The organism is Pseudobutyrivibrio ruminis HUN009 (genome assembly GCF_000703005.1).
Taxonomy (GTDB): domain Bacteria; phylum Bacillota; class Clostridia; order Lachnospirales; family Lachnospiraceae; genus Pseudobutyrivibrio; species Pseudobutyrivibrio ruminis_A.
The window spans coordinates 1308826-1331490 of record NZ_JNLH01000001.1 but is presented as its reverse complement, the minus strand read 5'-3'; the positions used below and the strand labels follow the sequence as shown (position 1 = coordinate 1331490).

General features: G+C 39.8%; 20 protein-coding genes. 4 read left to right on the top strand and 16 right to left on the bottom strand.

What is annotated here, in order from left to right:
- Positions 1–90 precede the first annotated feature (90 nt).
- Both deoC and BO15_RS0106110 read right to left on the bottom strand, forming a co-directional pair.
- Positions 91–768, bottom strand: a complete 678-nt coding sequence (gene deoC / locus BO15_RS0106115; RefSeq protein WP_033153280.1) for a deoxyribose-phosphate aldolase — start codon at positions 766–768, stop codon at positions 91–93.
- 9 nt (positions 769–777) lie between these two features.
- On the bottom strand, positions 778–3426 hold the full coding sequence (locus tag BO15_RS0106110) for a valine--tRNA ligase (protein WP_033153278.1): 2649 nt from the start codon (positions 3424–3426) through the stop codon (positions 778–780).
- A gap of 860 nt (positions 3427–4286) precedes the next feature.
- Between BO15_RS0106110 and BO15_RS0106105 the strand changes: the two genes are divergently transcribed.
- From BO15_RS0106105 to BO15_RS0106090, 4 genes are read left to right on the top strand one after another with little or no spacing between them, the layout of a single operon-like run.
- The gene (locus tag BO15_RS0106105; RefSeq protein WP_033153277.1) at positions 4287–4598 is read left to right on the top strand and encodes a hypothetical protein; all 312 of its coding nucleotides are present in this window, start codon (positions 4287–4289) and stop codon (positions 4596–4598) included.
- Positions 4599–4613: 15 nt separating this feature from the next.
- Positions 4614–5693, top strand: coding sequence for a hypothetical protein (locus BO15_RS0106100; protein WP_033153274.1), 1080 nt, complete (start codon positions 4614–4616; stop codon positions 5691–5693).
- 15 nt (positions 5694–5708) lie between these two features.
- Positions 5709–8042, top strand: a complete 2334-nt coding sequence (locus tag BO15_RS0106095) for a hypothetical protein (protein WP_033153273.1) — start codon at positions 5709–5711, stop codon at positions 8040–8042.
- Between the two features lie 24 nt (positions 8043–8066).
- Positions 8067–8867: a hypothetical protein gene (locus BO15_RS0106090; protein ID WP_033153271.1), complete on the top strand. Its 801-nt coding sequence runs from the start codon at positions 8067–8069 to the stop codon at positions 8865–8867.
- Between the two features lie 56 nt (positions 8868–8923).
- Here the strand turns inward: BO15_RS0106090 and BO15_RS0106085 are convergent, their stop codons facing one another.
- The 14 genes from BO15_RS0106085 to ade all read right to left on the bottom strand — a co-directional run bounded on the left by BO15_RS0106085 (position 8924) and on the right by ade (position 22646).
- A complete protein-coding gene (locus tag BO15_RS0106085; RefSeq protein WP_033153269.1) occupies positions 8924–9721 on the bottom strand; it encodes an HAD hydrolase family protein in 798 nt (265 codons plus the stop codon).
- A gap of 15 nt (positions 9722–9736) precedes the next feature.
- Positions 9737–10687 carry a glycosyltransferase family 2 protein gene (locus BO15_RS0106080; protein ID WP_052169798.1) on the bottom strand — a complete coding sequence of 317 codons (951 nt, stop codon included), beginning with the start codon at positions 10685–10687 and terminating at the stop codon, positions 9737–9739.
- Positions 10688–10702: 15 nt separating this feature from the next.
- Positions 10703–11587 carry a glycosyltransferase family 2 protein gene (locus tag BO15_RS0106075; RefSeq protein WP_033153267.1) on the bottom strand — a complete coding sequence of 295 codons (885 nt, stop codon included), beginning with the start codon at positions 11585–11587 and terminating at the stop codon, positions 10703–10705.
- A 17-nt stretch (positions 11588–11604) separates the two neighbouring features.
- Positions 11605–12402, bottom strand: a complete 798-nt coding sequence (locus BO15_RS0106070; RefSeq protein WP_242843756.1) for a DUF4422 domain-containing protein — start codon at positions 12400–12402, stop codon at positions 11605–11607.
- Positions 12403–12469: 67 nt separating this feature from the next.
- Positions 12470–12607: a hypothetical protein gene (locus tag BO15_RS13675; protein ID WP_167541211.1), complete on the bottom strand. Its 138-nt coding sequence runs from the start codon at positions 12605–12607 to the stop codon at positions 12470–12472.
- Between the two features lie 64 nt (positions 12608–12671).
- Entirely contained in the window at positions 12672–13757 is a 1086-nt protein-coding gene (locus BO15_RS0106065) for a glycosyltransferase family 2 protein (RefSeq protein ID WP_081828570.1), read from the bottom strand.
- 105 nt (positions 13758–13862) lie between these two features.
- Complete coding sequence (locus tag BO15_RS0106060; protein ID WP_033153263.1) at positions 13863–14006, bottom strand: FeoB-associated Cys-rich membrane protein; 144 nt, start codon at positions 14004–14006, stop codon at positions 13863–13865.
- A gap of 12 nt (positions 14007–14018) precedes the next feature.
- Positions 14019–16394, bottom strand: a complete 2376-nt coding sequence (gene feoB / locus BO15_RS0106055; RefSeq protein ID WP_033153261.1) for a ferrous iron transporter B — start codon at positions 16392–16394, stop codon at positions 14019–14021.
- Between the two features lie 4 nt (positions 16395–16398).
- Entirely contained in the window at positions 16399–16626 is a 228-nt protein-coding gene (locus tag BO15_RS0106050; protein ID WP_033153260.1) for a FeoA family protein, read from the bottom strand.
- Positions 16627–16642: 16 nt separating this feature from the next.
- Positions 16643–16852 carry a FeoA family protein gene (locus BO15_RS0106045; protein WP_334291136.1) on the bottom strand — a complete coding sequence of 70 codons (210 nt, stop codon included), beginning with the start codon at positions 16850–16852 and terminating at the stop codon, positions 16643–16645.
- A gap of 262 nt (positions 16853–17114) precedes the next feature.
- Positions 17115–19469: a ferrous iron transport protein B gene (feoB, locus tag BO15_RS0106040; RefSeq protein WP_033153256.1), complete on the bottom strand. Its 2355-nt coding sequence runs from the start codon at positions 19467–19469 to the stop codon at positions 17115–17117.
- Positions 19470–19472: 3 nt separating this feature from the next.
- The gene (gene arcC / locus BO15_RS0106035; protein ID WP_033153254.1) at positions 19473–20405 is read right to left on the bottom strand and encodes a carbamate kinase; all 933 of its coding nucleotides are present in this window, start codon (positions 20403–20405) and stop codon (positions 19473–19475) included.
- A 41-nt stretch (positions 20406–20446) separates the two neighbouring features.
- Complete coding sequence (locus BO15_RS0106030) at positions 20447–20890, bottom strand: VanZ family protein (protein ID WP_081828569.1); 444 nt, start codon at positions 20888–20890, stop codon at positions 20447–20449.
- A 43-nt stretch (positions 20891–20933) separates the two neighbouring features.
- Positions 20934–22646: an adenine deaminase gene (gene ade, locus BO15_RS0106025; protein WP_242843755.1), complete on the bottom strand. Its 1713-nt coding sequence runs from the start codon at positions 22644–22646 to the stop codon at positions 20934–20936.
- Positions 22647–22665 lie beyond the last annotated feature (19 nt).

Sequence of the window (22665 nt, the reverse complement as noted above, 5' to 3'; positions counted from 1 at the left end):
TATATATTAAGATAATTATAGTTATTATTTCTAATTTTGTCATGAAATATTCTAATTTTACTAGATTTTTCATGAAATTTTCACAGCTGATTAGTATTTGCCGTCGTTTGGAAGTCCTTTAACTGCTTTTACAACTCTACTTGTACCAAGTCTTGAAGCTCCAAGGTCAATAAACTTCTGAGCATCCTCAAGTGAAGCGATTCCGCCTGCAGCCTTGATAAGCTTACCATTTGTCATGTGAGCTGCCATAAGCTTGATATCGTCAAATGTAGCTCCACCTGTAGAGAAGCCTGTTGAAGTCTTGATGTAATCTGCATCTGATTTAGAAACAACTTCGCACATCTTAATCTTCTCTTCATCTGTAAGAAGACAGCACTCGATGATTACCTTAAGAAGCTTACCCTTGCAAGCAGCCTTGATTGCGTTAATCTCAGCAAGAACATCATCATATCTGCCTTCCTTAACCCAACCTACATTGATAACCATATCTACTTCTGAAGCACCGTTATCTACAGCATCACTTGCCATGAAGCACTTAGAAGCTGTTGTTGCATAACCATTAGGGAAGCCAATTACTGTGCAGATTGGAAGATGTCCGCCCTGCTCCTTTACATAATCAGCAGCCTGCTTTACAAAGCTAGCTGGGATGCAAACTGAAGCAGTCTCATACTTCATTCCATCATCAACAATCCCCTTGATGTCGTTCCATGTTGCATCCACACCAAGAAGTGTGTGGTCGCATTTGCTTAAAATGTTTTTAATATCCATAGTTTCCTCCTATTTCATAGATGCTAGGCGGGCCTCAACCTGAGCCATCATCGCTTCGTATTTAGCAAGCTTTTCACGCTCTTCAGCAACCTTTGCCTCTGGAGCCTTGCTCATAAATTTTTCATTTGAGAGCATTCCGCGAGAACGAGCGAGCTCTTTCTCAAGCTTCTCTTTTTCTTTTGTAAGACGCTCTTTTTCCTTTTCAAAATCTACAAGATCTTCAAGTGGAACAAAGAGTGTTGCATCAGGAATAACTGCTGAAACAGCATCATCACCTATACCAAGCTTATCTGCCTGAACATATACTTCTGTTGCACCTGCAAGTGTCTTGAAGATTGGTGTAATCTCATCAAATGTAGCACGTACATCAGCATTATCTGAAACGATGTGGATAGCTGCCTTCTTTGAAGGTGGAACATCCATATCTGTACGAAGCTGTCTCATGCCACGAACAACGTCCTTCGCACGCTCAACCTTTGCCTCATCAACTGGGAAGTTCTTTGACTCATCATACTCAGGCCAAGCTGAAAGCATGATTGTCTCTTCCTCACTCTGAAGTGTACAGAAGATTTCTTCTGTGATGAATGGCATAAATGGATGAAGAAGCTTAAGTGCGTTTGTAAGCGCATACTTAGCTGTCCAAAGTGCAGCATTCTTGCTTGCTGTATATTCCTCTGAGTACATACGTGGCTTAACGATTTCGATATACCAATCGCAGAACTCATCCCAAATAAAGTCATAAACTTTCTGAACTGCAATACCAAGTTCATACTTATCCATGTTTTCTGTAACATCCTTTGCAAGAGTGTTAACTGCAGAGATAATCCACTTATCTTCTGTTGCAAGGTCTGCTGTAGCAGGCTCAGTAACCTGGTTGTCAGCAAGATTCATCAAGATAAATCTTGAAGCGTTCCATACCTTGTTTGCAAAGTTACGGCTGTTTTCAACACGCTCGTTATAGAATCTCATATCATTTCCAGGTGCATTACCTGTGATAAGAGTAAGACGAAGTGCATCAGCGCCATACTTATCAATAATTTCAAGTGGATCGATACCATTTCCAAGTGACTTAGACATCTTGCGTCCCTGTGAATCTCTAACAAGGCCGTGGATAAGTACTGTGTGGAATGGGCTCTTACCTGTGTGAGCGTATCCTGAGAATACCATTCTGATTACCCAGAAGAAGATGATATCGTATCCGGTAACAAGCACATCTGTTGGATAGAAGTAATCAAGCTCTTCTGTGTTGTTTGGCCAACCAAGTGTTGAGAATGGCCAAAGAGCTGATGAGAACCATGTATCAAGTGTATCCTCATCCTGCTTCATATGAGTGTGTCCACACTTAGGGCAAACTGTTGGAGCCTCTGAAGCTTTAGCAACAACTGTCTCACCACACTTCTCGCAGTAGTAAGCAGGGATTCTATGGCCCCACCATAACTGACGTGAAATACACCAATCACGAATGTTCTCAAGCCAGTGTAAATATGTCTTGTCATAATTCTTTGGAACAAACTGAAGCTCACCTGTCTTGATAGCTTCGATAGCTGGCTTTGCAAGCTCTTCCATTGCAACGAACCACTGTGGCTTAACCATTGGCTCTACTGTTGTCTTACATCTATCATGTGTACCAACGTTGTGTGTATGGTCTTCAATCTTTACAAGGAGCCCCATCTCATCCATCTTCTTAACGATGATTTCACGAGCCTCGTATCTATCCATTCCCTCGAACTCGCCACCGTTTGAATTGATAGTAGCATCATCATTGAGAATGTTGATTACAGGAAGATTGTGTCTCTTTCCTACTTCAAAATCGTTAGGGTCATGTGCTGGAGTAATCTTAACTACACCAGTACCAAATTCCATATCTACATATTCATCAGCAACAACTGGAATCTCACGATTTACAAATGGAAGCATTACTGTCTTGCCGATGATATCCTGGTATCTTTCATCCTTAGGGTTTACAGCAACAGCTGTATCACCAAGCATTGTCTCTGGACGTGTGGTAGCAAATGTAACAAAACGACCTGGCTCGCCAACGATTTCGTACTTCATGTGCCAGAAATGTCCTGCCTGCTCCTCGTGCTCAACCTCTGCGTCAGAGATAGAAGTCTGGCAAACTGGACACCAGTTGATGATACGGTTGCCCTTGTAGATGTATCCTTCGTTGTAAAGCTTAACAAATACTTCTTCTACAGCCTTTGAGCAGCCTTCATCCATTGTGAATCTCTCACGCTCCCAATCAGCAGATGAACCCATCTTCTTAAGCTGGTTGATGATACGTGTTCCATACTCATCTTTCCATTCCCAGCACTTCTCAAGGAATCCCTCACGACCAAGAGCATCCTTTTCGATTCCCTGCTTCTTAAGATGCTCGATAACCTTTACCTCTGTAGCAATTGCCGCATGGTCTGTACCTGGCTGCCAAAGAGCTGAGTAGCCCTGCATTCTCTTATATCTAATAAGGATATCCTGCATTGTGTTATCCAATGCATGTCCCATGTGAAGCTGTCCTGTAATATTTGGTGGTGGCATCACAATAGTGAATGGCTTCTTGCTGCGATCTACCTCAGCATGAAAATAACCATTCTCTTCCCACTTCTTATAGAGTCTGTCTTCTAGACCCTTAGGATCATAAGTTTTTGCTAATTCTTTCATCCCTAATTCCTTTCTAAACTGCGGTGGCTTCAAGTTTTTCTATTGCTTGTTACGCTCACAATCCTGAGATATTGCTTCAGTCGACTAACACGTCTCCTTCAGCAACACTCAGAGATTGTATAGCTACAAGCAACTTACACTTCTTGTGCCACCTTAATATGCATACGAATTAAAAAAGCCCTATGCACGTATTACTACGTACACAGGGCGAAAATTCGCGTTACCACCTGCATTTATAACTCATCTTATTCCTTACGGGAACGACTCGGGTTGGCTTGTACACGACTGCATCAAACTGGCCGCGCTTTGTTCACCACCTGCTCCGAAGCTACCTTCCACAATTCTATCCTAGGCCACCTTTCAGCCGGTGAGCGGCCCTCTCTACAGGACGAGGTCTGTGTACTCCTCTCCATCAACGCATTTAAACTTATCTAATAATAGAAAAATTTCCCTATTCTGTCAAGATGAGGGAGGCAATCTGAATGGATGTATCATATGAATTTATTCTAGGAAAGTATTGAATTTGCAGTCTCTACTTTTTCTAATGTAATACTTCAAACTGCCTCTCTTATTTCAGCCACATCCCCATTTCACATTACAAATTAAAAAAATTTTTTTCACCCATAATCCCAGACAAAATAACGCCTCACGGCATTCCGTTATAAATCCAAAAACAAAAATAAAAAAATTTCTTCTTGTAATTTTCCATTCTCCGTGATATAGTCTCCAAGTATCTTTTGATACATCTTGGCGTTTCGCCAAATTTTTCTCAATCATTTTTAAATAGTGCAAAATCTCAAATGAAAGGAGTTGATTGAATCCAAGAAGAAAAAAACAGAATACAAACAAAGCTTAATCAATTGAATAAGTTATTAAAGACTCTGCCAGAAGGAGATTTATCAATAGGGCACTGTTCTAACTCAACAATTGATGACGCTACTTTTGCGCCCGATTTTACAATCTTGCACCCACAAACTGGGCAGATTATGTATTGGGAACATTTTGGTCTTATGGAAGATGAGAAGTATTTAAATGACTTCAGCCATAAGATTATGTGCTATGCAAAAAATCAAATCTATCTAGGCGAAAATCTGATTGCTACGTTTGAAACTTCAGATTGTCCCCTAGACTATCAGTCTATCAACAATAAAATCAAACAATTTCTTAAATAAGGAGATATGAGTTATATGAAAAAGAAATTAAATGATACAAGGGACAACTATACCCTTTTACAGGACATTATTGACACTTATAGATATCCAGATGGCACTTTAAATAAAATTGCTGTGTTCATTTCTACACTGGCGCTGGTGCTACTTGTAACACTCGGTCATTTCATGATTGCAGGTATTAAAAATCTTCGCTCTATGAAGACCGTTTCAGCATCAGAACTTACTGTAGATGAAATACAAGAATACATAACTAATTCGTATTTAGATGCAATTGACGACTACACCGATGGCGATTTAAACCAAGAAGCTGCCAAAAGGAAAATTCTAAAATTCCTTGCGGAGTATATTGAATCTTCAAATGGTTTTACTACAGAGCAAAACCAGGCTTTGGAAGAAATCATCAATCAGTATCTTACTGAAAATGATATTTATTCTGATATCCAAAGCAACAAGGATGCCATTGATGCTCTCACAAAAATAATAGAAACCAAGTACGCCGAAAATAAAGCTTACGTGGATCAGCTCATCCAGTTACTTCAGGCACAATTAGATGAGAATACAAATACTGATAGTAAACACTACAAAGAACTGCTAAGCGAAATCGGAAAGCTTAAGGCTTATACTGATGGCCAGCTTAATGATAAATCAGCAAATCTTACTTCCATGATTGATGAGCTTAGACGTACTTATAAGAATTCACTCGGTGCTTCTGACTATTCATCGGGAGGCGTTTACGGTAAAGGGGCATACGTTATATATAACGAGCATCTTTATGTTTCATTAAAAGATAACAACACAGCCTCTCCATCAGATAGCAGCTCTTGGGAATTAACCGATTTAGAAAAGATTCTTAACAACTTAGAAAAAACAATATTCCAAGAAATGGAGTCCATGCACGATGAGCTCAAACTATCGCAAGAAGAAGGGGATGCAGTACTAAAAAATGACATGGATTCTAAAGATAACGACTTACAGGAGCAAATCAATCGTATCAACGACCGCATATCCGACAATGAAACCTATTTTGAATTCGGATATGATCCTGCCACAAACTCACATGGTTACTACGTTGGCGATAGCTTTAAACCTTTTTAATATTAGGAGGAGTTAATGAAAAAAATGGTCAAAAAAATCATCAACACTTTACTGTCGTTGGTGGTTGTATTTAGTGCGCTCTTTGGTTCTTCAATATCAGCGCAGGCAAAAGAACATACCGTATATGCGAATCAGAATTCCATATTTATTCCCTTTAGATCTGACTACACAAACTATTTATCTAAATATTCATCCACCAAAAGCTATGCAGTTCAATATGTCTGGCTGAAGCTTTTTAATGAGGAGCTTCATTGGACCAATGATAAGCCTTGGTTTAATCCCAATTTTACAAGCTGGACTAACAAATATTACAGCGATTATGTTAGTCCAAAGGGTGATGTCAAATCGTCTAAAGACATTCAGATTACATATAATCCTGAATTCGATGCTTTTTTATACCAAACAATAATCAATAATCCTGAATTTATCATTAACTGGATAAATGAACAGCCTCAAGTTTTTAGTGAATATACAAAAAGAATACATGACCACCCCATTCTCGCTGATGGTCTAATATATCTAACTTCAAGTGGAACCTACCTTGGTGATGGAAAGGATTCAGATACAAATGTATTCCTTATGGGTGCCAACTCTACTTCCGAAGAAAAACTTAATGCTAAATGGACAGCACAACGCACCGCCAGTGATACTCACGATATTGATATTCTAAGGGCATTCGGAAGCAACTATTCCAGCCTTAACGATACACAGAAAACTTGGGTAAAGACCTACATTGAATTTCTCGTAGATGATTACATTCAAAATAGAACTAACGGAATTGCTTCTCTAAATAATTCTTCAGAATTATATAGTTTGATGGCTGTTTCTGGTTACGGATTTACTCGCGGAGAAGTTAATCAAGAATTTTTCAATTACTGTATCAACACCCCAGAATGTAAAGTGGGTGATTTAATTGCAAACTCCATTGAACGTTTTGATAAACTATCGGAATTACGATATGGAGTAAAAGACATTTGTAGGTTCAGCGACATGGGTGCTATTTGGGCATCTGATGCTGATTGTGACTACGGAAATGATTGGCCCGGCGGCCGTTCTTCTGGTGCTAATAAAGGTGACGAAGACTACGATTGGTTATGCTGGAACATATGCTTTAACAACGATTCCTACTATTCGACTTTCAGAAATCTTGTAGAAGGCCATCCAACAACAAAACAGCAAATGGAAGATTGGCTTTCCAGATATTACCTTAGCCCTAACAATCCTAATCATCCAACCATTCCATCTGGTAGTAGCTCAGCATTGATTGGCAAATGGGGAATTGGAGGCTGTCATTTAAATCTTGTAGAAACTGGGTCATGGGATTGTTCTGGTCACACCGATACATCCGGAACTATACGAGCAACTAAACCTATTGGCGCAAAAACCATCGTCCTTACAACTAACGGAAATACGTATCAATACATGTATGGTTCTTCATTAAGCTACACTATCAGGAATGCCTATGGCCAGGTCATTTCCTCAGGTAGTGCACCTAAAGGATTTTGGTCTTCAAGTGCCACCATTAGCGTGCCCACAAAGTACATTTGGCAAGAACTATATATCGAAGCTCATGGAACAGTAGAGCAAGGTCATAAAGGACATAACTCTAGTGGCGCTTGTATCAGCACTGCTATGGCAGAGTATTTACACACTAACGCCCCAGGCCTATTCCCAGATCAGCCGAAATACCACACCATGACGTCCACATATTATTACGTCGATATAAATGCCTGCCAAAGAAATGGTCATTCATACAAACCGGCAGCTTATTCTTGGTCTCCTGACCATTCCCACTGTATCTGTACTATGCAGTGTCCAAATTGCAATAATACATACACCGTAACATCTACTAATGTTGCTACTCAATCCTATAGCGATAAAACAATTTATACTGCCACATTTGGAATAAAATCTGTAGACGAAAGCACAACCAATTCCGAGCAACGCTCAGCTACAGTCTACCATGGTTCCGGTTTGAAAATATTCACTTCCGATGACATATCCGGCGCCCCTGCTGGAATAGGCTATGGTTCATGTACACTTGCTGCAGACAAAATAAGCCCTGGCCCGCAAGCTATTTCAATTAATCTGGTTGCCTGTGATGCCGTTATATCATTAATGAATTCAAAGGGAGCAATTGTCGATCAACGCAACCTTTCCTCTGGTTCCACATCTGTAGCCGTTATGGATGCTGTTTTTGACTTATCAGACCGCTCCGACAAAGATTTAATGGGATTATATATAGTAATCAATGCTCAAACCATTGTAAAAAACTACAATAGCTCCGGCAATTACATTGGAAATGCTTTTGGACCTTACCGCATTAACCAAATCAAAATAGAATATTAACTAGGAATAGAAAGGCATTAATAAATGAAAAGAAAACTAATCACTTTAATACTAGCCACAACTGTATCTTCGTTGTTCTTTTCCACCACAGTTTACGCTGATGATAATAACAAACAAGTATATGAATCTTCTGAAGAAATCGTGTCACCAGATGAGGCAGCAGAAACAGAAGCAGATGGAGAAGACACTGAAGCAGTTGGAGAAGACACTGAAGTAATAGAAGAAACTGAACAAACTGAAGAAAACACCACTTTCAATGAAAAGCCAGACGAATTATCCCCTGAATCATTTGATGAAATAGTCGAAGATTCACCTGAAACATCAACTGAAATTGAGGAAGAAAGAAGTGAGATTGTGGAGGTAATCGAAAAAACCCATGAATATCTTTGCACTGTCAACATTACCTATAAAAAAGAATACTGCGAAGCATACTTTGAAGGAGCTGAAACTACATTAGTTGAGCTTTCATCTTCTTTTGAGGTTCCCGAGGGGGCATCATATACTATTTTCTTCGATGACGTATCTGAAAAAACTATAAAAGCCATCCTAGATGAATGTAACCTTCCTGAATTTGCAAATACCGGTTTTGATATTAATGCAAAAATTGATATTGCTGGAAATATCACTATCGAAAACATACTAGAAACAGCGCCTAAAGAAGTAGTTACTGAATGCGTAGTTCAACTTAATGAAGTTGAACTTGAAGATGATTTTGAAGCTGATGTAAATCTAGATGATATACTCACACAGCTTAATAGTATGTCTGAATCGGAGGCTGAATCTGCTATTGCAAATCTTAATATGTTAAATTCCTCCGAAAATTAATCGCAAAAAAGCCTTATCACACTCGGTGATAAGGCTTTATATTATTTAGCTTAATTTTAGATTAACCCAAAGTGCTTTAATCCATTGTATATGCCATCATCGTCAAAGGCAGTTGTCACATAATCTGCTGTTGCCTTTGCACGTTCAGTGCCGTTTCCCATTGCAATACCTACAGCAGCTGCTGCAAGCATATCTAAATCATTCTCGCTGTCGCCAAATGCATATGTATTCTTTGGATCAATGCCTGCAAGCTCACATGCTTTCATCATGCCTGTCGCTTTGGTATGACCTATAGGCACCAACTCACAAACAGTATCACTATGCTCGATAATCTGATAGTCCTTACGAAGTCTATCATAGCACTCTATTCTCATTTCCTCATCAACATCTGTTGCGCATGACATTTTGTTGATAGTCCACTTGCCATAATTGCTGTCGATTCCAAGCAAATTACTTCCCATGTCCCTGCGCAATATGTTGCCAAATCCATCATCCAGTCCAAACTCACGGTCTTCCATATACAACTGATTTGGACCTTCGAGAATAGGTCTGAATCCGTATCCACGAATCATCTCAACTGTTTCTATAGCTTTATCCGCATCGATTAATTTTTCGTAGACTGTTTTTCCACCTATTTCAATATGACATCCACATGAACAAACAATTCCATCAAATCCCAAGCTAAGTAAATCTGGATCCTGTATGAAAGACCTTGCTCGTCCACTACAGATAAATGCAAGATGTCCATTTTCCCTAAGTTGTTTTATTCCCTCTCTACAGCTATCTGGAATGAATTTATCGTAGTTCCAAAGTGTACCATCTATATCAAAAAATACTGCTGATTTCTCTGCCATTACATTTCCTCTATTCTATACCCAAAGCCTCATCCAAAGATTATGTTTGGCTCGGGTAAAATTATGTCTGCGATAATAACTGATTCTATAAAGTTTTGGCTTTGAGCCTATGTGCACAAAACCGTTTAGCACTTTCAGCTTGTCCTCCGGTATATCCTTTAGCCTAAGAATCTCTCTGGCAAAAACTCGGGCTTCATTTATGAAAGCCTTTTTCTTGCAAAGAAATCCATTTGCTATGTCCCCTGCGTTACGAGCCACCTTTTCAGAAGTTGATTCTGTAACTGCGCCCATGGTGTTGTGACCAGTCTGTCGATAATAAACCAAAGGCTCTTCAATTGCATAAACTGTTCCAAATATGGATGCTATCTCAAGAAGCCACGCATCATGCATTGGCACATTTTCCCACTGAACGCTATCGCATGACACAGCTATGTCCCTCAAAGCTCTATTAAAGCACATAGTTGTCCCTGCAGCCGGATTGTCGATAATAATCTGAGTGTAGGCTGTGTTCTTTGGGCTTCTACCTAAGTATCGTATAAACGAATTATCTATAACATTAAGATTCTCATCCACAACTGTCATATCCGTAAATACGATAGCTGGTTTCCTATCCATTCCACCAGCGTCTATCTCTGTTTCAAGTAGCTTCTCTATGCTCTTCTTAACCTTATCTGGATACCAAACATCATCCTGGTCACAAAAGAAATAGTAGTCCGCCTCTACTTCAGATAGCAAATACATGAAATTTGCCTTAGGGCTTCCTGTTGGATGTCCATAAATGATTTCCATTCTATCTGGATGCTTATCCCTGTATTCGTTTAAAATATCGATGGTCTCGTCTGAGGAACCATCATCATGTGCAACTATTCGAAAATCCTGATTTGTCTGTCCGAAAAGACTGTCCAGCTGAGCACGCAAATACTTTGCCCCATTATATGTGGCAAGTAGAATTGCTACATCTTTCATTCCATATCTCCTAGATTATCTGTTAAAACCATACTTGGTCTTAGTCTCTCGCTTAAACTTAAGGTTAAAAATAAATATTCCAAGATTTGCTAAAGAGCATCCGACTTTACCTATCAAGCTACTCTTTCTAAACTGAGCTTTATATGTAATCATTTCGTGGAGAGTGATTATGTCTTCCTCTTTAAAATAATCACAATCGTATAGTAATTCTATAAAGTCGTATACTGAAGCATCTGTGGCAGATGTATCTGCGGAAATGTTTGCTCCAGTGTATTTATGAATGTATAAAGCTTCTTTTAAATAAGCAGCTCGCTTTCCTGCTGCAAGCATAAGAAGCCATAAATAATAATCATCAGCGCCATTTACTCTGACCAAATGCTCCTTCCAAAATTCTGGAATCGCACTTTTCTTTATCAAACACTGTCCAGGTGAGATGATTTGAATTCCTACCTTGAGATATGTCTGCAAATCCCAAACTCTATTCCAGTGAGCATCAGTTCTATACCATGATAAATATGAGCCATCTGCCTGCTCCAGCTTCGCATTTGCGATAATCATATCACACGATTTTGAAGAAATTGCATCTACCATTTTTACAAGAGCATCTGCTTCGAGCAAATCATCTTGATCAAGGAACATAACATAATCCCCGGTTGATGACTGTAATCCTGATACCCTGCTGTAGTGTATTCCCTTGTTTTCTGGATTTGTAATAACAGAAAAGTATTGGTTGTTAATTGGCAATGCCTCTAGCTTTTTCCATGGGCTGTCATTTACAAGTACAACCTCTAGGCTGTGCCCAGCAGCCTCTAATGATTTGCGATTTGCTTCCATGCAAGCCACATATTTTTCCATATATTTTTCCCCTTCATAGAATGGGGTAATCACTGATATTTTCATTATTCTCGCCTCTAATCTTACATGCTTGCTTTGTATTTCTTTCCGAAAAACTTAGCTTGCAAAAATCCTAGAATCTTCTTTGGCCAATTGATTGGTTCCATATCGATTACAGGACATTCCACAATGGATAAACCTTCCTCCTGCTTTTTATCAATCCAAACATTAAAAAGAATTTCACTAACTCTTCCATAAAGTCGTGCTGAAAATGCATCCAATGATGAAGCATCTATCTTTTCTTCCATACGGCCAAGGATATCAAATAACCAAGTACAATACTCATCCAATTCCTTCTTTGGCATAATGGCCATATTAAACATATATCCCCATGACCTTGCATAAACCTTTACCAATGAACTCATGTATTCTGGATAATATTGACCTACGATTTTTTTTGCTATATCCAAATGTGCGCCATCTAATGTATGGGCATAATGACTATACAAACTTTCAATATAGTAACGGCGCTTTTTAGGGACTATAACATCTGCCCTTGTAAGAAGTGCCTTTGCCTCGTCATGAGATAGCACTGAATCAAAACATCCATGATGCTTTCTGTAACTTTTAGACTTTAGCGAAAAATATCTTCTGTAATGAACCAAGCCTATAGCCTCTGCATCCAAATTCTTCCATGCATAATAAAGACCAGTCAACTCACAATAATAAGGATTCTTAGCAGAGATATTATCTCCCTCATCGTCCCTTAAAATATTACCTATACTATCTTTGCCTGCTGCACCTACCTGAAGTGGAACATAATCCTCTCCACTTGGAACCTGAAATGGTTTGTGCATTGCAATAATAATTTTTATATCCAAATCTATCTCCTAATTAAAAGTATAGGGCACCATAAAGGTGCCCTAGCATAACCTGATTAAACGTGGCCTAAGCTTCTTCCTCGTCCTCTTCATCGGCGATTGCAGCTGCTGCTCCTGACACTGCAGAAACTACTGCTATAACTGCCACTATAACTACTAAAAGTATTAATACAAAAAAGAAAATTAAAAACCCTTGATCTGTCATCCTTAACCTCCTCTTCGAAACTTAGCTATATTATACCTTAGCCAATTGTTAAAAGCAAATCAGCCTATCTAAGCTGCTTAGCCCTATTAAACACTCCAGGGAAATGGCTCTTAGTATACTTCATAAGTCTGGCTCTTCTAAGAGCTGTCCCAAACATTCCCTCTGTCAGAGGCTTATACAAAAGCTTCAGAGTCTTGGAATCCTCCGGCATATATCTGCGAAGATTTTGATACAGTTCTGTCTCTGCTTCCGCATTACACCATTTCAAAATATCGTCTGTCTTTACGCCTGACTCCAACTGGCGAACCATTGCTGATTGGAAGCTTCTGAAGTATTCCTTTGAAAGAGTACCCAGCGCTTCGAAATCGCAGGTCCTCCATTTCTGTTGCTGGTCATAGATTCTCTCGATACGAATCTTTTGGAGCTTAAAGTAGTCCTCGATTTCTCCACCTGTAAGACGAACCTGTCCCTGATTTCTGTAGTGATATAAAACATCGTTTAGCACTGTAAGTGATGTTGTGTAATCTAAAAAGTCGCAGTTAAAAAGAATATCTTCTACATGCTTAATCTTTTGATACTGAAGATTATTCTCCTTAATGATGCTTGTCTTGTAGCATTTATTCCAAGGATAACCAAGCATTGTTATGGCTTCCATCTGCATCGCCATTTTATGGATTGTTGCAGCATCACTTGTGGTAACCATATCATCATCATAATCCATCATATCAAGGGTAATCCCCTTCATGAATTCGATTTTGCCTGCTGCATTTCTATAATCCTCAGTAAAGCTATATACAAGCAAATCCACAGGGTTTCTTTCCAAGGCTGCTGCACATACTCTAAGAAGATTTCTTTCATATAAATCGTCTGGGTCCAGGAATAAAATGTAGTCCCCAGTGGCATGCTCTATGCCTGTATTTCTAGCAGCAGATACTCCTTGATTTGTCTCATGCTTAACATAATAGAAGCGGTCATCACGCTCCATATATCCTCTAGCAATGTCTCCCGAAGAATCCGGAGAACAATCATCCACTATGATAACTTCAAAGTTGTCATAGGTCTGCATTTGAAGACAGCCAAGTGCATCACCAATATAGTCGCCCACTCCGTATGTAGGCATTATTACGGAAAATTTGATTTCCTCGCTCATACTTCAAATAATACCAAAAAGCCACATAGTCCGCAACATGTCTTAATTTTTTTAATCAATTAAAAAATCCCCCGGCCGTTACCGACCAAGGGATTCGTATATACGTTAGTGACATCCACAGCTTCCGCCGCAGCTACCACAGTCTCCACCACACGCTGGATGTTCGCCACGCTTGCGAGCTTTGACTAATGAATGAACTATTGCTGCAACAATTGCAATTAATATAACTACTACTATGAATGTACCCATAATTATTACCTCTTATTTGTTGTATTTATCCTTACGGAACAATCCGTATACAAGGCAGCAGATAGCTGCGATACCAAAGATTGTACCGAATGTGAATCCTTCGCCTGTGAATACCTTACCTACCTGATATACGATAAGTCCGATTACCCATGCGAAACCACACTGATATCCGATTGCTGTCCAGAACCACTTTGTGTTGTTCATTTCGCGCTTGATTGCGCCCATAGCAGCGAAGCAAGGAGCGCAAAGAAGGTTGAATGCAAGGAATGCAAAACCTGAAGCATCAGTAAATGCTGCACGCATTGTCTCGTAAACATCACCAGAAGCACCGTAGATAATAGCAAGTGTACCAACGATGTTTTCCTTAGCAACAAGACCTGTGATAGAAGCAACTGTTGCCTCCCAATCACCAAATCCAAGTGGAATGAAAATCCATGCAAGGCATCTACCAAGTGTAGCAAGGATAGAATGATCAATCTGGTCTTCCTCAAGCATTGTAAATGCTCCATCAACAACACCAAAGAATGTACAGAACCAAACTACGATTGTTGAAAGTAAGATAATTGTACCAGCTTTCTTGATGAATGACCAGCCACGCTCCCACATGCTGCGGAGTACGTTACCAACTGTTGGCCAGTGGTATGCTGGAAGCTCCATAACAAATGGTGCTGGGTCGCCTGCGAAGAGCTTTGTCTTCTTAAGCATGATACCAGATACGATGATTGCAAAAATTCCAAGGAAGTATGCTGCTGGTGCAACCCAAGCTGCTCCACCAAAGATAGCGCCTGCTACCATTGCGATGAATGGAAGCTTAGCTCCACATGGAATAAATGTTGTTGTCATGATTGTCATCTTGCGATCTCTATCATTTTCGATAGTACGTGATGCCATGATACCTGGAACACCACAACCTGTACCGATAAGCATTGGAATAAATGACTTACCTGAAAGACCAAACTTTCTGAAGATACGGTCCATGATGAAAGCAACACGAGCCATGTATCCACAAGACTCAAGGAATGCAAGGAAGATGAAAAGTACAAGCATCTGTGGAACGAATCCGAGAACTGCACCTACACCTGCCACGATACCATCAAGGATAAGTCCCTTAACTACATCGTTACAACCGATTGCATCAAGACCAGCTTCTACAAACACAGGAACACCTGGAATCCAAATTCCATAGTTTGCCGGGTCTGGCTCTTCATTTGCCTCAACATAAGCTGCAGCTGCCTCATAATCAGCAAGTGTAGCTGTCTCGTATTCAACAGCAGCTGTCTCTTCATCCTCTACAGGATATTCGAAATCGCCTGTTGGCTCTGTGCCATTCTCTTCTACATATAAATCATAGCCATCTACGATAAGCTGATTTGCTGTATACTCATCTGCTGCATCTGCATAATCAGCAGAACCAATAGCAAATAAATGCCATCCATCGCCGAACACACCATCATTTGCCCAATCAGTAGCCCATGTACCAACTGTTGTAACTGATACAAAATATACAAGGAACATAACTACTGCAAAGATTGGAAGTGCAAGGAATCTGTTTGTAACAATCTGATCAATCTTATCAGATGTTGTCATTCCCTTTGAACCCTTCTTTACACAACCATTGATGATTGTACCGATGTAGTTATATCTTTCGCCAGTGATGATTGACTCTGAATCATCATCCATTTCCTTCTCGCATGAAGCAATGTCGTTTTCGATGTGAGCGATAACATCAGATGTAAGACCAAGCTTTTCCTGAATCTTTTCATCACGCTCAAATAATTTAATTGAATACCATCTCTGAACATTTTCATCAGAAATATTATGTAAGCAAAGCTCCTCGATGTGAGCAAGTGCATGCTCTACTGAACCATCAAATCTGTGCTTTGGTGACTGTGGCTTAGCTTCCTTTCCAGCCTTAACTGCTGCATCAACGATTTCCTTAAGACCTCTGTTCTTTAAAGCAGAAAGCTCATAAACTGGAACACCGATTTCTTCTGAAAGCTTTGCAGCGTTAATCTTATCACCATTCTTTTCTACAACGTCCATCATGTTGATACCGATAACTACTGGGATACCAAGCTCAACAATCTGTGTTGTAAGATAAAGGTTTCTTTCAAGGTTTGTACCATCGATAACATTGATAATTGCATCTGGCTTTTCATCAATAAGATAGTTACGAGATACAACCTCCTCTAATGTATATGGAGAGAGTGAATAGATACCAGGAAGGTCAACGATTGTAACTTCCTTATCACCTTTGAATTTACCCTCTTTGTACTCTACAGTAACACCTGGCCAGTTACCAACGAACTGGTTAGAACCTGTAAGTGCATTGAACAATGTTGTTTTACCGCAGTTTGGATTACCTGCAAGCGCAATACGAATTCCCACTTTTCTAATCCTCCTTTAAAAGAATCATTTCTGCATCAGCCTTACGTACAGAAAGCTCATATCCTCTAACTGTAATTTCAACTGGATCTCCCAATGGAGCAATCTTACGAACGTAAATCTCAACACCCTTTGTAATACCCATGTCCATGATTCTTCTCTTTACAGCGCCTTCGCCAGTAAGCTTAGCAACTGTAACTGTTTCACCGACACTTACATCTCTTAATGTCTTCATTTTTCTCTCCTTTTTACTATATAAATATCTTTTGAGCCAGTTGTTTATCAACAGCTACTCTTGACTCCTTAACATTAACGATTAGGTTTCCACCTATCTCGTTTACTACTGTTACAAATCCCCCTGGCACAAAACCAAGCTCTTGCAAGTGACGCTTCACTTCTTCTGAACCGCCAATTCGCTTAATCATCTGTTCTTCGCCTGTTGGCGCAACTACTAATGGCATCATATATTACTTCCTTACTTTTATTTATCCCTCAATTAGCTGTACCGGCCTATAATTAATCACACCCAACCAATGTTAGCTAATATGAATTAGCGTTAGCCTTCTCTAACGCATATATAACATAGCACAATTCAGATGTGGTTTCAAGTATCTAACTCAAGTTTTCTATATTTAATTTTAGAAAGGCGTCTCTCACTTGAATTAGTGTAAACAAAAAAAACAGAGCTTCACGTATGTGAAACTCTGCTAAAGATATTCAGTATTAAACTAGACCCATGAGTAGTCCTATTGTATGTACTATAAAAGTGCAAATCCATGCGATTGCACACTGCCAAATAACAACGCATACTGCCCACTTGCTTCCCATCTCTCTTTTTATAGATGCGATGGCTGCAACACATGGTGTGTATAGAAGTGAGAATACCAACAAACAAAATGCTGTCAGAGTGGACATCGAAGCTGCAACACCAGTACTTCCAAATAGTACTTCCAATACAGAAACCACACTTTCCTTTGCCATAAATCCTGAAATAAGGGATGTACAGATTCTCCAATCTCCCAAACCTACAGGTGCAAAGAGTGGCGCTAAACCGCCAGCTATAAGTGCAAGAATGCTATCCTTTTGATCTGATACTAAATTGAGATGTGTATCAAAGCTTTGAAGAACCCAGACAATTACAGTAGCAAGGAAAATTACAGTGAATGCTCTCTGTAAGAAATCCTTTGCCTTTTCCCAAAGCAACTGAATTACGTTTCTGGCACTAGGTAATCTATAGTTTGGTAGCTCCATAACAAATGGAACAGCCTCGCCTTTGAATCTAACCTTTTTGAAGAACAATGCCGCAAGCACTCCTAAGAATATACCAAGGAAATACAAAACTGTAATCACAAGCCATCCATGGTTAGGGAAAAATGCTGCTACAAAGAAGGTGTAGATTGGCAGCTTTGCTGTACAGCTCATAAATGGTGTCAGCAAAATTGTCATCTTTCTATCTCTGTCACTTGGTAATGTTCTGGTAGACATAACTGCTGGAACAGTACATCCAAATCCAATCAAAAGTGGAACGATACTTCTTCCAGATAATCCGATTTTACGAAGTAGCTTATCCATGAAGAAAGCTACTCTGGCAATGTAACCACTATCCTCCAATATTGATAGGAAGAAAAACATTGTTATGATGATAGGCAAGAAGCTTAGTACGCCTCCTACACCTTCAAAAATGCCTCCAATAACAAGCTCGTGAACAGTTACATTAACATTAGCAGCTGTCAGTGCATTGTCTGTAATATTGGTCAACGCTTCAATTCCTATTTCTAACAAGCCCTGAAGCCATGCTCCTATAACATTGAAAGTAAGGAAAAATACAAGTGCCATTACGCAAATAAAAATTGGGATTGCAGTGTATTTACCTATAAGCCATTTGTCAATTTTCTGACTGCGAATGTGCTCTTTACTTTCTCTAGGTTTGATTACACATTCATTGCAAACTTTTTCAATGAAAGCAAATCTCATGTCTGCCATGGCAGCACTTCTATCGAGACCTCTTTCCTTTTCCATCTGCTTTGTGATGTGCTCTAATGTCTCTATTTCATTTTCATCTAAATCAAGACGCTTTATTATCTGCGCATCGTTTTCGATGGCTTTGCTGGCTGCAAAGCGAACAGGGATATCTGCTCTTTTAGCATGATCCTCCATAAGATGAATAACACCATGGATACATCTATGCACTGCACCGCCGTTATCGTTTTCATCACAGAAATCGTCTATCTCTGGCTTTTCCTGATACTGAGCTATATGAAGTGCATGAGCAACTAACTCATCAATACCTTCGTTTTTAGCTGCAGAAATAGGAACAACTGGAACCCCCAACATTTTTTCCATTCGGTTAATATCTACCGAACCACCGTTGCCTCTTAATTCATCCATCATATTAAGAGCAACAACCATAGGAATATTAAGTTCCAAAAGCTGCATTGTAAGGTAAAGGTTACGCTCGATGTTTGTAGCATCAACGATATTGATTATAGCCTTTGGCTTTTCTTTTAAAACAAAGTCTCTGCTGACAAGCTCTTCACTAGAATATGGTGACATTGAATATATTCCAGGAAGGTCTGTAATGCATGTATATTCTTTACCCCTGATTGCACCATCTTTTCTATCTACTGTAACACCAGGGAAATTACCAACGTGTTGATTGGCTCCAGTGAGTTGATTAAAGAGAGTAGTCTTACCACAATTCTGATTGCCCACAAGGGCAAATGTAAGCATCTCGCCCTTTGGAAGTGGGGTGCCGTCACCCTTGAGATGATACTTTCCTTCCTCACCTAAGCCAGGATGGTTTATATCATGCTTATCTTTCTTGGCAGTAATGCTTTCCTCCTGCGCTTTCTTTTCCACAAGAGTGGCTTTTATCTGAGCAGCATCAGCCAATCTGAGGGTGAGCTCATAGCCGTGTACGCGAAGCTCCATAGGATCACCCATAGGTGCCAATCTAACAAGAGTAACCTCTACACCTGGTATAACTCCCATATCCAAGAAATGTTGTCTAAGTTCCCCTTCTCCTCCTACTTCATCAATTCTCGCTGTTTGTCCAATCTCTAAATCTCTAATGGTCATTTATTATTTTCCAATCATTGTACCAGTCTGGCCGCCTACAGCATTGCCAGCATCTGATAGTTTTGTGATTAATACCTTTCTAATTGCTGAATCACCAATATAATCAATAGCTGCCTGAATCTTTGGTGCCATATCTGTCTCACCAAACTCTCCATCCTCAAGCATCTTTTTTGCTTCTGCAATTGAGATATAGTCGAGAGGCTCCTCGTTTGGCTTGCCAAAGTTTTTGCATACCTTTGTAACACTAGTAAGAATAACCAGCATGTCTGCTTCAAGCTCTGCAGCAAGAAGACCTGCAGCTGTATCCTTTTCAACAACTGCTGATGCACCCTTTAGGCTGTTGTCCTGAGTGAGAACAGGAATACCGCCGCCACCTGCTGCAATAACAACCTGGTCTGCTTCGCACAAAGCTTTGATAGCATCAATTTCAACGATCTCGATTGGCTTTGGAGCAGCAACAATTCTTCTGTAGCCGCCTTCAACCTTAACTGTGTGATTTCCTTTTGCTTCCTCGGCTTCTGCCTGCTCCTCCGTCATAACTCTGCCAATAATCTTTGTTGGCCTATAGAAGGCTTCATCATATGGATCAACTGTAACCTGTGTAAGGATAGTTGAAACTGGCTTGTAAATACCACATCCCACAAGCTCTGAACGGATAGCCTGCTGCAAATCGTAACCGATATATCCCTGGCTCATTGCTGAACAAACTGACATTGGTGTAGATGTATAATCAGGATGGTTCTGGTAGAACTCAGACATTGCAGTGTGAATCATACTAACCTGTGGCCCGTTGCTGTGAGTAACGACAACCTGATAATCCTGCTTGATAAACTCTGCTACTGCAACTGCGGTACGCTTTGTTGCATTCCATTGCTCAAGTACAGTTGTACCTAATGCGTCGTGTCCCAGTGCGATAACTATCTTCTTTTTTCCCATATGCTGCCTCCACTTTTAGAATATATTTTTAATCTTGCACCTTAATATTTTCTACGGGTTCGCTTTCCGCTTGAAAAAGCAAGTGCAATAAGCGTTCCAAGTACGACTCCACCAAAATCAAACCAAAGGTCTCTTACTTCCCCTGAGCGTCCTACAACAAAAAGCTGTATTGTCTCATCAATGAATGCTATAAAAAGACCTGTAAGGGCTGGAGTTGTGAATCTGTTAAACCTTCCATATATTTTGTTTGCAAAAGCTACTGTAAGTAGAATTCCTAAAATAAGAAACTCTGTAATATGAGCAGCTTTTCTAACAATAACCATTCCACCTTCGCTTGCAAGTAAAGCTGGGAATATTTTACCTAGATAATATAATACGCGTCCACTTTCTAGCTCCGATACTGTGGCTGGCTGCATGCTGTGTCCCCAAATCAGCATAATCCAGAGAGCAATTACTACTGTTATAAAAATTCTTTTCTTATCCATAAGTGCTATTGTAGCATATATTCCACTAAAATAGATTTGTTATTTAAACTATTTTCCAATCATTAACATTAACCACACCATAAGTGGTAATTCTCAATTCCGGTATTACAGGTAATGCTGTAAAGCTTAATGTCATAAATGGATCAATATTTTTGTTTACGCCTAACTTATAGGCAGCCTCATGAATCTCATCCAGCTTTGTTTTTGCATCAGCAGCACTTACCTCGCTCATCAATCCGGCAACAGTAAGAGGATAAGTCTTAAGCACCTTTTCGCCATCGTACACCACAATTCCACCGCCGATTTTCTTTAGCTCATTGATGGCCGTAGATATATCTTCCTCCGCCACTCCTATAGCGATGATGTTGTGTGCGTCGTGTGCAACAGAGGTTGCGATTGCCCCTCTTTTCAGGCCGTATCCTTTTATAAATCCCATTCCTATATGGCCTGTGCCATTATGTCTTTCCACAACAACAGCCTTTAGAATATCCTTTGATACATCTATTGCCTCGGATTTACCCTCATTTGTAGTTATCAGCTGACCTTCTACCAAACCAAGAACTGGCAAAGCTTCTTTGTTTAGCAACAGTTCTTTTGTTATCACTGGTAGGTTAAAGGTGTTATGAGACTTTTCTATAAGTTCAGAAGATATATTGCTTTTGCAATGTGCCGCTAAATATTCAGAGGTCATTTCCACCCCTGCTTTAAATACCCTATCAATATCCACCGTTTTTACATCATTTAACACCACAAAATCTGCGAGAAATCCAGGTGAGATAGCACCTCTATCTCGCAGTCCAAAGTATACTCCGGCAGAGCATGAAGCCATTTTGTAAGCAATTACTGGGTCAACTCCCAAACTGATTGCTTTTCTGATTATATTATCGATGTGGCCATAATCCATTATGTCATTGATGTGCCTATCATCAGTGCAGAACATGCATCTGGATGCATATGGTTCTTTACACAAATCAATTAGAGCCTCTAGATTTTGCGCAGCTGTACCTTCTCTTATCATTATCCAAAGACCAGTACCTAGCTTTTCCATTGCCTCATCTATATTTGAGCATTCATGGTCTGAAAGAACTCCTGCTGCAACATAAGCCATCAATTGCTGTCCTGTTACCAACGGAGCATGTCCATCTATCAGCTTATCCTCCATAATGGCAAGATAAGTCTTGTCAACCACGTCGAATCTGCGATTAACAACACCATTTACATCCATCAGCTCGGCAATTCCATATACCCTTTTGTTTGATAGGAACGGCTTCATATCCTGGGCAAATATCTGGGCGCCACTTTCGTCATACTCACAGGATGGTACGCAGGATGGAATCATAAAAAATATATCCATAGGAAGATTTTCCGTAGCTTCCAGCATATACTTTATTCCATCGGTTCCCATTACGTTTGCAATCTCATGAGGATCCGTCAGTATTGCTGTGGTTCCATGAAGAATTGCCTCTTTTGCAAAAATTTCCGGAACAACCGTAGTGCTTTCTATATGAATATGACCATCGATAAATCCAGGCACAATTGTCTTGCCTGTCATATCGATGGTCACTTTACCTTCGTATTTACCTATTCCCGCAAAGCTGCCTTTGCTAATTGCGATGTCACCTTTTTTGAATTGATTTGTGAATACGTCAAGATATACTCCATTGCGCAGTACTAAATCAGCTGGCATTTCGCCAGCTGAAACTTTCAAAAATTCTTCGTACTCGCTTCTTGTCATATTCTTCTGCTGATAATTCAAATTATTCTCCTTATATAAA

Coding starts and splice junctions, on each gene's coding strand:
- deoC (WP_033153280.1), bottom strand. CDS start 768: ATGGATATTAAAAACATTTTAAGCAAATGCGACCACACACTTCTTGGT.
- BO15_RS0106110 (WP_033153278.1), bottom strand. CDS start 3,426: ATGAAAGAATTAGCAAAAACTTATGATCCTAAGGGTCTAGAAGACAGA.
- BO15_RS0106100 (WP_033153274.1), top strand. CDS start 4,614: ATGAAAAAGAAATTAAATGATACAAGGGACAACTATACCCTTTTACAG.
- BO15_RS0106095 (WP_033153273.1), top strand. CDS start 5,709: ATGAAAAAAATGGTCAAAAAAATCATCAACACTTTACTGTCGTTGGTG.
- BO15_RS0106090 (WP_033153271.1), top strand. CDS start 8,067: ATGAAAAGAAAACTAATCACTTTAATACTAGCCACAACTGTATCTTCG.
- BO15_RS0106085 (WP_033153269.1), bottom strand. CDS start 9,721: ATGGCAGAGAAATCAGCAGTATTTTTTGATATAGATGGTACACTTTGG.
- BO15_RS0106080 (WP_052169798.1), bottom strand. CDS start 10,687: ATGAAAGATGTAGCAATTCTACTTGCCACATATAATGGGGCAAAGTAT.
- BO15_RS0106075 (WP_033153267.1), bottom strand. CDS start 11,587: ATGAAAATATCAGTGATTACCCCATTCTATGAAGGGGAAAAATATATG.
- BO15_RS13675 (WP_167541211.1), bottom strand. CDS start 12,607: ATGACAGATCAAGGGTTTTTAATTTTCTTTTTTGTATTAATACTTTTA.
- BO15_RS0106065 (WP_081828570.1), bottom strand. CDS start 13,757: ATGAGCGAGGAAATCAAATTTTCCGTAATAATGCCTACATACGGAGTG.
- BO15_RS0106060 (WP_033153263.1), bottom strand. CDS start 14,006: ATGGGTACATTCATAGTAGTAGTTATATTAATTGCAATTGTTGCAGCA.
- BO15_RS0106050 (WP_033153260.1), bottom strand. CDS start 16,626: ATGAAGACATTAAGAGATGTAAGTGTCGGTGAAACAGTTACAGTTGCT.
- BO15_RS0106045 (WP_334291136.1), bottom strand. CDS start 16,852: ATGCCATTAGTAGTTGCGCCAACAGGCGAAGAACAGATGATTAAGCGA.
- feoB (WP_033153256.1), bottom strand. CDS start 19,469: ATGACCATTAGAGATTTAGAGATTGGACAAACAGCGAGAATTGATGAA.
- arcC (WP_033153254.1), bottom strand. CDS start 20,405: ATGGGAAAAAAGAAGATAGTTATCGCACTGGGACACGACGCATTAGGT.
- BO15_RS0106030 (WP_081828569.1), bottom strand. CDS start 20,890: ATGGATAAGAAAAGAATTTTTATAACAGTAGTAATTGCTCTCTGGATT.